The sequence below is a fragment of the Psychromonas sp. KJ10-5 genome, assembly GCF_055808325.1.
In genome coordinates, this window is sequence record NZ_CM147864.1 from 3,768,826 (window position 1) to 3,781,957 (window position 13,132).

Annotated in this window: 13 protein-coding genes; all 13 read left to right on the forward strand. The window is 37.9% G+C overall.

Going from position 1 to position 13,132, the window contains the following annotated elements; translation table 11 throughout:
• Positions 1-150 precede the first annotated feature (150 nt).
• Positions 151-891, forward strand: coding sequence for a UMP kinase (gene pyrH, locus AC0L3W_RS16600; RefSeq protein ID WP_113817955.1), 741 nt, complete (start codon positions 151-153; stop codon positions 889-891).
• A 49-nt stretch (positions 892-940) separates the two neighbouring features.
• A complete protein-coding gene (gene frr, locus AC0L3W_RS16605) occupies positions 941-1,498 on the forward strand; it encodes a ribosome recycling factor (RefSeq protein WP_290038997.1) in 558 nt (185 codons plus the stop codon).
• Between the two features lie 66 nt (positions 1,499-1,564).
• A complete protein-coding gene (gene uppS / locus AC0L3W_RS16610; RefSeq protein ID WP_290039115.1) occupies positions 1,565-2,308 on the forward strand; it encodes a polyprenyl diphosphate synthase in 744 nt (247 codons plus the stop codon).
• 51 nt (positions 2,309-2,359) lie between these two features.
• Complete coding sequence (locus tag AC0L3W_RS16615; protein WP_290038998.1) at positions 2,360-3,211, forward strand: phosphatidate cytidylyltransferase; 852 nt, start codon at positions 2,360-2,362, stop codon at positions 3,209-3,211.
• Between the two features lie 2 nt (positions 3,212-3,213).
• Positions 3,214-4,410: a 1-deoxy-D-xylulose-5-phosphate reductoisomerase gene (gene ispC, locus AC0L3W_RS16620; protein ID WP_290038999.1), complete on the forward strand. Its 1,197-nt coding sequence runs from the start codon at positions 3,214-3,216 to the stop codon at positions 4,408-4,410.
• On the forward strand, positions 4,404-5,777 hold the full coding sequence (gene rseP / locus AC0L3W_RS16625; RefSeq protein ID WP_409440019.1) for a sigma E protease regulator RseP: 1,374 nt from the start codon (positions 4,404-4,406) through the stop codon (positions 5,775-5,777). Before ispC ends, rseP begins: the two co-directional genes overlap by 7 nt.
• 117 nt (positions 5,778-5,894) lie before the next feature.
• Positions 5,895-8,318, forward strand: coding sequence for an outer membrane protein assembly factor BamA (bamA, locus tag AC0L3W_RS16630; RefSeq protein ID WP_290039001.1), 2,424 nt, complete (start codon positions 5,895-5,897; stop codon positions 8,316-8,318).
• 91 nt (positions 8,319-8,409) lie between these two features.
• Positions 8,410-8,919: an OmpH/Skp family outer membrane protein gene (locus tag AC0L3W_RS16635; protein WP_409440018.1), complete on the forward strand. Its 510-nt coding sequence runs from the start codon at positions 8,410-8,412 to the stop codon at positions 8,917-8,919.
• An 8-nt stretch (positions 8,920-8,927) separates the two neighbouring features.
• Positions 8,928-9,950 carry a UDP-3-O-(3-hydroxymyristoyl)glucosamine N-acyltransferase gene (lpxD, locus tag AC0L3W_RS16640; protein ID WP_290039003.1) on the forward strand — a complete coding sequence of 341 codons (1,023 nt, stop codon included), beginning with the start codon at positions 8,928-8,930 and terminating at the stop codon, positions 9,948-9,950.
• A 10-nt stretch (positions 9,951-9,960) separates the two neighbouring features.
• Entirely contained in the window at positions 9,961-10,413 is a 453-nt protein-coding gene (gene fabZ / locus AC0L3W_RS16645; RefSeq protein ID WP_113817947.1) for a 3-hydroxyacyl-ACP dehydratase FabZ, read from the forward strand.
• Positions 10,413-11,201: an acyl-ACP--UDP-N-acetylglucosamine O-acyltransferase gene (lpxA, locus tag AC0L3W_RS16650; RefSeq protein WP_290039004.1), complete on the forward strand. Its 789-nt coding sequence runs from the start codon at positions 10,413-10,415 to the stop codon at positions 11,199-11,201. Before fabZ ends, lpxA begins: the two co-directional genes overlap by 1 nt.
• A gap of 149 nt (positions 11,202-11,350) precedes the next feature.
• Entirely contained in the window at positions 11,351-12,490 is a 1,140-nt protein-coding gene (gene lpxB, locus AC0L3W_RS16655; protein ID WP_290039005.1) for a lipid-A-disaccharide synthase, read from the forward strand.
• Positions 12,491-12,520: 30 nt separating this feature from the next.
• Positions 12,521-13,132 carry a ribonuclease HII gene (gene rnhB / locus AC0L3W_RS16660; RefSeq protein ID WP_290039006.1) on the forward strand — a complete coding sequence of 204 codons (612 nt, stop codon included), beginning with the start codon at positions 12,521-12,523 and terminating at the stop codon, positions 13,130-13,132.

The following is a 13,132-nucleotide window of genomic DNA, read 5'->3' on the forward strand; positions in this document are numbered from 1 at the left end:
TAAAAAAGAACCGCGGCATGACTGCGGTTCTTTTATATTAAAAAGTAATAGAAATTTTCCGGATAATCACCTACTTTAGACCTATTTTTTAAAACTCTTTTTATAATTTTTTTAAAAAATCGGTATTATTTCAACTTAAGGAATGGAATTATGAGCACTAACCCAAAATCTGCTTATCGTCGTATTTTATTAAAATTGAGTGGTGAAGCTCTCGTTGGAGAAGAAGGGTTTGGTATAGACCCAAAAGTGCTAGATCGTATGGCATTAGAGATTAAGTCTTTAATCGAATCTGGTGTACAAGTGGGTTTAGTGATTGGTGGCGGTAATATTTTCCGTGGTGCAGGTTTAGCGCAAGCAGGTATGAACCGTGTTGTAGGTGACCACATGGGCATGTTAGCAACGGTTATGAATGGTTTAGCAATGCGTGATGCATTACATCGTTCACATGTTAACTCTCGTTTAATGTCGGCTATTCCATTAAACGGCGTATGTGATGATTATAACTGGGCTGAAGCGATTAAATATCTAAAGCTAGGCACAGTGGTTATCTTCTCTGCAGGCACTGGTAACCCATTCTTTACAACGGATTCTGCTGCTTGTTTACGTGGTATCGAAATTGAAGCGGATGCTGTGTTAAAAGGGACTAAAGTAGATGGTGTTTATGATGCTGACCCTGTTAAAAACCCGGATGCTAAGTTGTACAGTGTATTAGATTACCAAACTGTATTGGAAAAAGAATTACAAGTAATGGATTTAGCAGCCTTTACCTTAGCTCGTGACCATAGCTTACCTATTCGTGTTTTCAACATGAACAAACCAGGTGCATTAAGCCGTGTGGTTTTAGGTGGTGATGAAGGTACAACTATTACTCACGCAGAAGAAAATATTTAACTATCAATGAAATAGCATTGATATAGACTCAATAAGTTAGGAAGAAGATATGATTAATGAAATCAAAGATGATGCTCAGACACGCATGAATAAAAGCATCGAATCATTTAAAAGCCAATTAGCAAAAGTGCGTACAGGTCGTGCACACCCAAGTTTGTTAGACGGTATCATGGTGCCTTATTACGGTTCAAATACACCATTACGTCAAGTAGGTAACGTATCAACTGAAGATGCACGTACATTAACGATTACTGTATTTGATGCAACATTAATTGCAGCTGTAGAAAAAGCGATTATGGGCTCTAACTTAGGTTTAAACCCTATGTCAGCAGGAACGGTTATCCGTATTCCTTTACCACCATTAACTGAAGAGCGTCGTAAGGACCTAATTAAAGTTGTTCGTGGAGAAGCTGAAAATACACGTATTGCTATCCGTAATATCCGTCGTGATGCTAACGGTGACTTTAAAGATCTTGAGAAAGAGAAAGAGATCAGTGAAGATCAACAAAGACAAGGTGAAGAATTAGTTCAAAAAGCGACTAATGAAAGCATCAAAAAAGTAGATGAAGTATTAGCTATTAAAGAAGCTGAATTGTTAGAAGTTTAATTCTGGCTATTATTTAATATATGCACCTTCTACTTTGTATCAGGTGCATTTTACTTTTTGTAAAGGATTACTGTGACTTCAGAAACGCTTAATAAAAAACTACCAAGACACGTTGCAATTATTATGGACGGAAATGGTCGTTGGTCTGAAAAACAAGGCAAACATCGCGTTTTTGGCCATAAACATGGCGTGACGGCATTACGTAAAACGATCACCTTTGCAAGAGATAGCAAACTTGAAGCATTAACTATTTTTGCTTTTAGTAGCGAGAATTGGAAACGTCCAGAACAAGAAGTGAGCATGTTGATGGAGCTCTTCTTTATGGTATTAGGGCGTGAAATTAAAAAATTACATAAAAGTAATATTAAACTAACCATCATAGGTGACATCTCAGGCTTTAGTGAGCGACTACAAAAGAAAGTGAAAGAAGGTCAGGAGTTAACAAAAGACAATACTGGTTTGGCGCTTAACGTAGCAGCTAACTATGGTGGACGCTGGGATATAGCCAATGCAACTAAAAATATTGCAACCCAAGTAAAAAATGGTGAGTTATCTGTTGATGATATTGATGAAAGCTTATTATGCAAAACCCTATGTTTAAGTGACTTGCCTAGTGTAGATCTGATGATTCGAACAGGTGGTGATTACCGCATTAGCAACTTTTTATTATGGCAATTAGCTTATGCTGAACTTTATTTTACCGATACATTATGGCCCGATTTTGATGCGGATGCCTTCCAGTTAGCACTCGATGTATTTTCAGGTAAAGAGCGACGTTTTGGACAAACTAGCGCGCAAGTTAACTGCTAACTCATACCAAGCTAGGTATTTTTGGTCTACAGACAATAACGGGACTTTTCTGTGAAACAACGAATTATAACTGCGCTGGTATTAGCGCCATTAGCGATTGCCGCTATTTTCTTCTTACCACTTAAGTTTTTTATATTATTCGCTACGATTGTATTTTTATTAGCTAGTAAAGAATGGGCTGGATTTGTTAGTAAAGAGCCTTCCTCTAAAATCTTATATCTTTTTGCAATTGTTTTAGGCCTCAGCCTATTTTTGATGCCCTCTGAACATATTTGGATAGAGCAAACATTAAACCCTTACATATCATCTAGTCTAATTGTTGCTGCTGTGTGGTGGTGCGTTGCCTTATTAATGGTTATACGTTACCCAGTTTCTGCTACGCTGTGGAAATCTAGCCGAGCTATCAAGGCTTTATTCGGTTTATTAACGTTAGTACCATTTTTCTGGGGATTAGTGGTCTTACGTTCGGTAAATATGAATGTTGATTTCTATTTTGGCTCTCAATTAGTGATGTATGTTTTTCTACTTGTTTGGGCTGCTGATTCCGGTGCTTATTTTGCAGGACGCCAGTTTGGTAAACGTAAATTAGCCCCGAATGTAAGCCCAGGTAAAACGGTTGAGGGTTTATTAGGTGGATTAGTCTGCGCGGTTATTGTTACTTACCTTGCTAGCCAGTATTTTTCGATAGCAGATAATAAACTCACGACCTTTTTCATCGCTTCTATTATTACGACATTAGTCTCTGCGTTAGGTGATTTAACTGAAAGTATCTTTAAACGAGAAGCAGGGCTAAAGGATAGTAGTAATTTATTGCCGGGCCATGGTGGGATTTTAGATCGTATCGATAGTCTTACTGCGGCAGTGCCTGTTTTTGCGCTTATCTATATTTATTGGTTAGCTTAATCATGAAAAATTTAGCGGTATTAGGAGCGACTGGCTCTATTGGTGATAGCACGCTCAGTGTTTGTCGTCAGAATCCAACACTATATAAAGTGAAGTTTCTTTATGCCGCTAGCAATGTGCAAAAAATGCTGGCGTTATGTATCGAATTCACACCTCAGTATGTTGCACTTGCTAGTGTAGAAGCTGCCACCCAATTAAAGCAACAATTACAAGACCATAACTTGTCTTGCCAAGTGCTTAATGAGCAAGATGTACTTGCTTTATTGGGGAGTGACGAGATTGATTCGGTAATGGCCGCGATCGTTGGTGCTGCTGGATTAAAAACAACATTAGCAGCTGTACATGCTGGTAAAGAAATCTTCCTCGCGAATAAAGAATCACTGGTAATGTCTGGAGCACTGTTTATTGAAGCAGTAAAAGCCTCTGGAGCGAAGTTGTGGCCTGTTGATAGCGAACATAATGCTATTTTTCAATCTATGTCGACAAGCTTACAAGACACTATTGGGCACTGCGATTTACAAGAGGCTGGTGTCTCTAAAATATTATTAACGGGATCGGGTGGTCCATTCCTTAATAAAGACTTATCTGAATTCTCGACCATTACACCCGCTACCGCTGTTAAACATCCAAATTGGTCGATGGGGCCTAAAATATCTATTGATTCAGCAACTATGATGAACAAGGGCTTAGAGTATATTGAGGCTAAATGGTTGTTTAATGCTAATAAAGAACAGTTACAAGTCATTATTCATCCTCAATCAGTGATCCATTCTATGGTGCAATATCAAGACGGTAGTGTGATCTCGCAGATGGGGAACCCTGATATGAGAGTGCCTATTGCGCATGTAATGGGTGGTGAAAAGCGTATCAAAAGTGGTGTTTCTGATTTTGATTTCTTCAGCACAAACGATTTTAGCTTTGTAGCTCCTGACTTTAATCGCTATCCATGTTTAAAATTAGCCATTGATGCATGTTATCAAGGCCAACATGCGACGACGACACTCAATGCTGCTAATGAAATTGCAGTACAAGCTTTTTTAGATGAACGTATCTCTTTCCCTGCGATTGCTGTAGTCGTTGAAAGTGTCTTAAATCAGTTAACACCACAAACAATATCAACAATTGACGAGTTACTGTTGATCGATAAAATAGCCAGACAATCAGCTGCTGACATTATTAATCGAGGTATCACTTGTTAGATTTTCTTTGGAATACTGCTTCATTCATTATTGCATTAAGTATTTTAGTAGCGATTCACGAATATGGGCACTTTTGGGTAGCTCGTCGCTGCGGTGTAAAAGTACATCGTTTCTCTCTAGGATTCGGTAAAGTTTTATTTAAAAAAATAGATAAGCATGGCACTGAATTTGCGGTCGCCGCAATTCCCTTAGGTGGCTATGTGAAAATGCTAGACAGCCGAGTCGAAGAAGTGCCTGAAGAACTTGCTGAATTTACCTTTAATAATAAAACTGTTTGGCAACGTATTGCCATTGTCGCAGCTGGGCCAATAGCTAATTTTTTACTGGCTATTGTTGCTTTCTTCTTTATGTACAGCATTGGTGTAAATAGCGCTAAACCAATTATGAATGGTGTGAAAGAAGGCTCTCCAGCGAGTGTCATCAAACAGCAGTGGTTTGAAGTTGAAGCGGTAAATGGTCAACCAGTACATGACTGGGAAGCATTAAACTTGGAATTAGTCGCTCAAATTGGTGAACCTAGTGTTGAGCTGACTATTGCACCTATTTTGCGTTCTAACTCACAAATAGTTAATGAACCAAGCCAGACTTACACAGTCTCATTACAAAAGTGGTTGTTTGACCCTAAAAAGCAATCAATAGTGAGTAGCCTTGGTTTTATCCCATATTCTCCAAAGGTACATCTCATTGCTGCGAACATAAGCGAAGATAGTGCCGCGCAGCGCAGTGGTATTTTAAAAGGTGATAAACTGCTTACGATTAACGGTCAAGCATTAGATGACTGGACTCAATTTGTTGAATTAATTCAAAATAATCCGAATAACTCATTACAGTTACAGATTGAAAGACAAGCTGAAAGTAAAACCTTAACATTAACACCTGACTCCAGAGAACTAGCCGATGGGATGGTTCAAGGGTTTATTGGATTGGCACCACAGGTTGATGATTACCCTGAACAATTCCGTGTTAATTTACAATATGGTGTTGTCGATGCAGTGTTAAAAGGTATCGATAAAACTTGGCAATTATCTGAATTGACCTTTAGCACCTTAGTCAAGTTAGTCACGGGCGATTTATCGGTTAAAAACTTGAGTGGACCGATTGGTATTGCTAAAGGCGCCGGAATGAGTGCTGACTATGGGTTTGTATACTTTTTAGGGTTTATAGCGCTCATCAGTGTTAACTTGGGTATTATGAACTTGATCCCATTACCAGTATTAGATGGCGGCCACTTAGTGTATTACTTTATCGAGGCTGTGACAGGCAAAGAAGTATCCGAACGAGTTCAAGAAATTGGTTTTAAAATCGGTGCTGCGGTACTGGTTACTTTTATGTCAATCGCCGTACTTAATGACCTTAATTTATTATAAAGTACAAATAAATAGGCAGTGAGAGTAATTATCATTAAATGATAATGATACACTGCGCTATTAATCTATATGTTTAAACTGTTTTGCACTTCAGTGCAGTAAAGGATTTCGTAGATAATGTTTAAGAAATATTTGTTGGCCATGGCATTAACTGTCACAGGGTGCTTTTCTAACTTTGTTACTGCTGAAGAGTTCACCATTTCCGATTTACAATTTAAAGGCTTACAACGTGTCACTTTAGGCGCTGCATTACTAAGTTTGCCAATTAGAGAAGGAGATGTAGTAGATGATTATGACTTGTCTCAAGCAATAAAAAAGTTATATAGCACCAGCTACTTTGAATCTATTCAACTGTTCAGAGATGACTCTGTACTTGTTTTTAAAGTTAAAGAGCGCCCAACTATCAGTGCTATAGAATTAACTGGTAATGATAAGTTAAGTGAAGAACAAATCTTAGATTCATTAAAGTCATCATCAATACAGGTCGGTGATACGTTAGATAGGACTGTGTTAACCAGTATTGAAAAAAGCTTAGAAGATTTTTATCACAGTGTAGGTAAATATTCTGCACAAGTAGAAACCATTGTGACTCCTCTACCAAGAAATCGTGTTTCTTTACAGTTTGTTTTTCGTGAAGGGTTAACTGCAAAAATAGAACAAATTAATATTGTTGGTAATAGTGTTTATTCAGACGAACAATTATTAAAACGTTTAACACTTAGCGAATCTAATGGTTGGTGGGATCTATTTGCTGATGATAATTATCAAAAGCAAAAACTATCCGGTGATTTAGAAGTTATCAAAAGCTATTACTTAGATCGTGGTTACATTCGTTTTAAAATCGATGAAACTCAAGTTGCTCTTAGACCAAATAAAAAAGGCGTTTACGTGACAGTTAACGTAAAAGAGGGCGATATCTATAATGTTTCTGATGTGACATTTATTGGTGACTTATTAGGTCATGATGAAGATATCAAAAGCCTAGTCTCTTTTAAAAAGGGTGATGTTTATGCGGCATCAGAAGTCGCTGCTGTTGAACAGAGTATTCGAAAATACTTTGGGCGTTTAGGTTATGCTTTCCCTGAAATTAATACTTACCCTGAGATTGATGACGAAACTAATACTGTTGTAGTGAATTTCTCTGTTGACCCAGGGCAACGTGGTTACGTGAGATATATTAATATTTCTGGTAATACTACAACAAAAGATGTGGTACTACGTCGTGAAATGCGTCAAATGGAAGGTGGTTGGCTATCTAGCGAAAACATCGAACTTTCTCGTGCGCGTTTAAACCGTTTAGGCTTTTTCTCAAAAGTGGATATCGATACAGAGCGTGTGAGTGATGATCTTGTCGATGTGAACGTAAACGTAGAGGAGCAATCTTCAGGTAGTTTTAATGCCGGTATTGGTTTTGGTACTGATTCGGGTGTTAGCTTGAGTGGTGGTATCCAAGAAAGTAACTTCCTTGGTAGTGGTGATAAAATATCATTACAAACCAAAGTTAATGATTACAGTTTAAGTGCAGACCTTAGTTATACTACTCCTTACCTAACTAAAGACGGTGTGAGCGGTGGAGCTCAAATTTATTACAATAAATTTGAAGCGGGTGATGCAAACATTGTCGATTATACTAATACAACTTACGGTTTGAAGTTAAGTGCAGGGTTCCCTGTCAATGAGATTAACCGTTTAGGGTTCAGTATTGGCTGGGAAAATAATGGTATTTCACAGTTAAATGGTTATGAGCAATTAAGCGATTTCTGGGATATCTATGGCTCATTCCAAAAGTCTGATGGTAGTGCTAACTTTAAGAACTTTGATGCAAGTGCAACATGGACCCGTAACAATCTCGATAGAGGGCAGTTAGCGACACAAGGTATGTCACACACGTTAAAAGGTGAAATGACTATACCCGGGTCAGATTTACAATACTTCAAAATCAATTTTGATATTCGTAATTATCAACGCTTAACACTTGATGGTTCATGGACGACATTATTGCGCGGTAGTTTAGGTTACGGTAATGGTTATGGTACTTTTGAAGGAAGTGATCAAATTCTGCCGTTCTTTGAGAACTATTATGTAGGTGGTTATCGAACTATACGTGGTTTTTCGAGTAACTCAGTAGGCCCTCGTGCTTTCTATACGGGTGTTAATAATAGTGGTAATACAACGAATACTTACACTGATAGTGCGGTAGGTGGTAATGCAAAATATACATTAAGTGCGGAACTTATTTTCCCTACGCCGTTCTTAGATGAAGCTTATTCAAGACAATTACGTAGCAGTGTGTTTATTGATGCCGGTGAAGTTTGGGATACTGAGTTTGATTACGATACTTATTCTTCTTACAGTTGTTCTAGTAATTGTGATTACGCAGGGGACTATTCTAAACCTGGGCGAACGCGTGTTTCAATGGGTACTCAATTAACTTGGGTGTCGCCTTTAGGGCCATTAGTCTTTACATTAGCTGTACCATTAAAAGACTATGCTGGAGATACAACTGAAATATTCTCATTCAATATTGGTGATGTTTTCTAGTTAGTGTGTTGCTTGATTGAGCCAATGAAAGTGCGTATACACGCACTTATTTTTTCTTTTTATAACTATTTTATTAAGACGGAGTTACAACATGAAGACCTTTTTTAAAGTTATTACATTAGCAACTGCAATGGGGGCTATTTCAGCTGCAAATGCGGCAGAAGCACAAAAAATTGGTGTAGTATTTCCATCAAAAGTAATGCAAGAATCTCCACAACGCGAACGTATTATTAAAAAACTAGAAGCGGAATTCAAAGGGCGTTATGAAAAGCTACAATCTCTAGAAAAAGAGATTAAAACGTTACAAACTAAAATCCAAAAAGATGGTGAATTGCTAGGTAAGAGCGAAGTAACTAAGTTACAACGTGAACTAGAAGTTAAAGTATCTGAATATAAATTAAGCCGTAAAGCATTTGAAGAAGATCAACGTCGTCGTCAAGGTGAAGAACAGCAAAAATCATTAGCTGTAGTACGTGATGTGATCAGTACGATTGCTAAAGAAGGCCAATACGATATTATTTTAAATGGCGAGCAAATTGTATTCTCTAAACCTGCGTTAGATATATCAGATAAAGTTATTCAAGAAATTAGTACTAAGTAGGTTTTATTATGGCTCACTCATTAGCAAGTTTAGCAACACAGCTATCGGCTCAATTAGGCGGAAATGGTGATTTAATCATTGAGCGCTTGGCAACATTTGATGGTGCAAAACAAGGGGATATTACCTTTGTTTCAGATAAGAAATTACTGACACGATTATCTGAATGCACAGCTAGCGCTATCGTATTGCCTAACGAATTAAAGGACTCTTATACTGGCAATGCGTTATTCATGGATAACCCATACGTGGGATATGCATTATTAGCTCGATTATTTGATACAACGCCAAACTTGAGTGCAAACATTGCAGATTCTGCTGTTATTCATGAAACTGCTAGCATTGGTAAGAACGTTGCTATTGCAGAGAATGTTGTGATTGGTAAAAATGCTAAGGTTGGCGATAATAGCCAGATATTTGCTAATGCAGTGATCGGTGAAGGTGCTGAATTAGGGCAAGGTTGTAAAATCTACCCTAATGTTACTGTTTATCATACCTGCGAGATTGGTAATAACGTAATTATCCATGCCAATACTATTATCGGCTCTGATGGGTTTGGTAATGCACCTTATCAAGGGACTTGGGTCAAAATTCCGCAGATTGGTAAAGTCATTATTGGTGACGATGTGGAAATTGGCGCAAGTACTAGTATCGATAGGGGAGCGCTTTCTGATACTGTGATTGGCAAAGGTGTCAAAATTGATAACCAATGTCAAATCGCACATAACATTCAAATTGGTGAGCATACCGCAATTGCGGGTGGTACCAATATTGCTGGCAGTACAGTGATAGGTAAACATTGTATTGTTGGTGGTAGTGTGGCAATGAATGGCCATATTACAATTACAGATAACGTTGTTATTACTGGTGATACTATGGTTATGCGTAGTATTAAAAAACCAGGCGTCTATTCTTCTGGTGTGCCTGCACAAGAGAGTAAACTGTGGCGTAAAACAACGGCTTATACATTAAAAATTGAAGAATTATTCAAGCGTGTAAAACAGCTTGAAAAGCAATTAGAAGAAAAAAACTAAGGAAGTTATCGTGTCAAACGAATTAAATAGTCTTGATATCAAGGAGATCATGGATCTTCTACCGCATCGTTACCCATTTTTATTACTTGATCGTGTTGTCGATCACGTACCAGGTGAAACGTTACAGGGTTACAAAAATGTATCGTTTAATGAACCTCAATTCACTGGGCATTTCCCAGGTACGCCAGTATTTCCAGGGGTATTAATTTTAGAAGCATTAGCACAAGCAACGGGTGTGCTAGCGTTTACTAAGCACGGGAAGCCTGCTGAAAATGAACTATACTTCTTTGCTTCAATTGATAAAGTAAAATTCCGTAAACCAGTTGTTCCTGGTGATAGACTGGATTTAGACGTGACATGTATCGGCGAAAAACGTGGCATGGGTAAATTTGAGTGTAAAGCTAAAGTTGATGGACAAGTGGTTTGTCAAGCAGAAATTATGTGTGCAAGAAGAGAGATCTAATGATTGATTCAACAGCAAATATTCATCCAACAGCGATAATTCATGAAAATGCAATCATCGGAAAAAATGTAGAGGTCGGTCCTTATAGCATTATCGGCGATAATGTTGAAATTGGTGATGATTGCTGGATTGGTCCACACGTTGTTATTAAAGGCACCACTAAAATGGGCAAGGGTAATAAAATTTACCAATTTGCCTCTATTGGTGAAGACTGCCAAGATTTAAAATATAATGGTGAAACAACCTATTTAGAGATTGGCGACAACAATGTATTCCGTGAAAGCTGTACTATTCATCGCGGTACTGCCCAGGATCAAAGCCTGACTAAAATTGGCAGTAACTGTTTATTAATGGCTTATGTGCATGTTGCTCATGATTGCATGTTAGGAAATAACATTATTTTATCTAATAATGCGACGTTGGCGGGCCACAGTAAGCTAGCTAATAACGTGATTATTGGTGGATTAACTGCCTTACATCAATTCACTCGTGTTGGTGAATATGCAATGATTGGTGGTTGTTCAGCAGTGAATAAAGATATTCCACCTTTCTTTATGGCATCTGGTAATTATGTTCAAGCACAAGGTATTAACTCAGTTGGCTTGAAACGTCATGGTTTCAGTAGTGCAACAATTATGCATATTAAACGTGCTTACAAATCACTATGTCGTCAAGGCAATACACTTGCCGAGGCGAAAGCTGAAATTGCAGCTAATGTTGAAGAATGTCCAGAGTTAAAAACCTTGTTAGATTTTATTTCTGACGAGAATCGCGGTATTGTTCGCTAAGCCGATTTGTTTAAAATATTTTAAAAAATAGGCTCTTTTTGAGCCTTTTTTTTTACCTGTAGTATTAGTTATATTAAATAAGTCTTCTATTAAAAGAGTGTATTTATTTAATGTCATCGGTATAACCTGAAAACTAAAAGAAGAGAGTCATGACTAAACCATTACGTATTGGATTAATCGCTGGAGAAACATCGGGTGATATTTTAGGAGAAGGCTTAATCAAAGCACTGAAGTTGCAATATCCTGATGCTATTTTTGAAGGTATTGCCGGTCCTCGCATGATTGCTCAAGGTTGTACTGCTTTACACCCTTTAGAGGCTTTATCGGTAATGGGGTTTGTAGAGGTACTAGGTAAATTACGTAGTATTTTACGTATTCGTAAATCTATTACTCAGCATTTTATCAATAATCCACCGGATATTTTTATTGGTATCGATGCACCTGACTTTAATTTAACTGTTGAACTTAAGTTAAAACAACAAGGTATTAAAACCATCCATTATGTTAGCCCGTCTGTTTGGGCTTGGAAGCAATGGCGTATTCATAAAATAGCTAAAGCTACGGATTTAGTGCTTGCTTTTTTACCTTTTGAAAAAGCGTTTTACGATAAGTTTGATGTCCCTTGTCAATTCATTGGACACACACTAGCAGACCAATTACCTCTTAAACGTGATCAATTAGGAGCTCGAGCGCAATTACAAATAGGGCCCGATGAAAAAGTTTTAGCTTTATTGCCTGGCAGCCGTAAAGCAGAAGTGGAAATGCTAGGTCCTATCTTTTTACAAGCCGCTCAAGTTATCCACCAAAAATATCCGGATTATCGTTTTGTTGTTCCAGTGGTTAATGAGCGTCGTAAGCAACAATTTGAAGCTCAAATAGAAGATCTTGCGTCGCCATTACCAATTACCTTATTTGATGGCCAATCTAGTGCTATTTTACAATCTGCTGATTTAGTTTTATTAGCCTCTGGTACAGCAGCATTAGAAGCTATGTTAGCTAAAGCACCGATGGTCGTGGCCTATAAAGTTTCACCACTGACCTATATGATTGCTAAAGCGTTGGTCAAAGTGAAGTATACTTCCTTACCTAATTTGATTGCCGATAAAGAGGTGGTTAAAGAGTTAAGCCAAGATAATTGCACTGTGGATAAAATTGTTGCTGAATTAACGCGTTTAATTGAGCATGATGGCCAAAAAATGATAGAGACTTTTACTGAACTACATCAACAAATCCGTTGTGATGCAGATACACAAGCAGCCAATGCTGTGATTAACTTATTAAATCGTTAATTTAGATATTATCAATAGAGAAGAGTAAACATGAAAACAGAGTTTCCTGAAGTTGCCTATCCTGATTTACCAAATATTGCAGGGGTAGATGAAGTTGGGCGTGGGCCTCTGGTTGGTGATGTGGTCACAGCTGCAGTTATTTTAGACCCAAATAAACCTATTACTGGTTTAACCGACTCGAAGAAGTTGAGTGAAAAGAAGTTAGCGCTGTTATTTGATCAAATTAATGAAAATGCATTAGCAGTGAGCATCGGAAGAGCTTCACCAACAGAAATAGATAAACTCAATATATTGCATGCAACTATGCTGGCAATGCAACGAGCGGTCCAAGGATTATCTATTCAGCCGAGTTATGTCTTTATTGATGGTAACCGCTGCCCTAACTTGCCAATGCCCAGTGAAGCTGTGGTAAAAGGCGATTTACGTGTAGCAGAGATAAGTGCAGCTTCTATTGTTGCTAAGGTAACACGCGATCGCGAAATGGTAGAGTTGGATAAACGCTACCCAGCTTATGGCTTTGCTAAACATAAAGGTTATCCTACTAAAGCACATTTCGAAGCATTACAAACACATGGTGTGATTGCTGAATACCGTCAAAGCTTTAAACCTGTTAAAGCTATTTTAACTGCCACATCTAAGTAG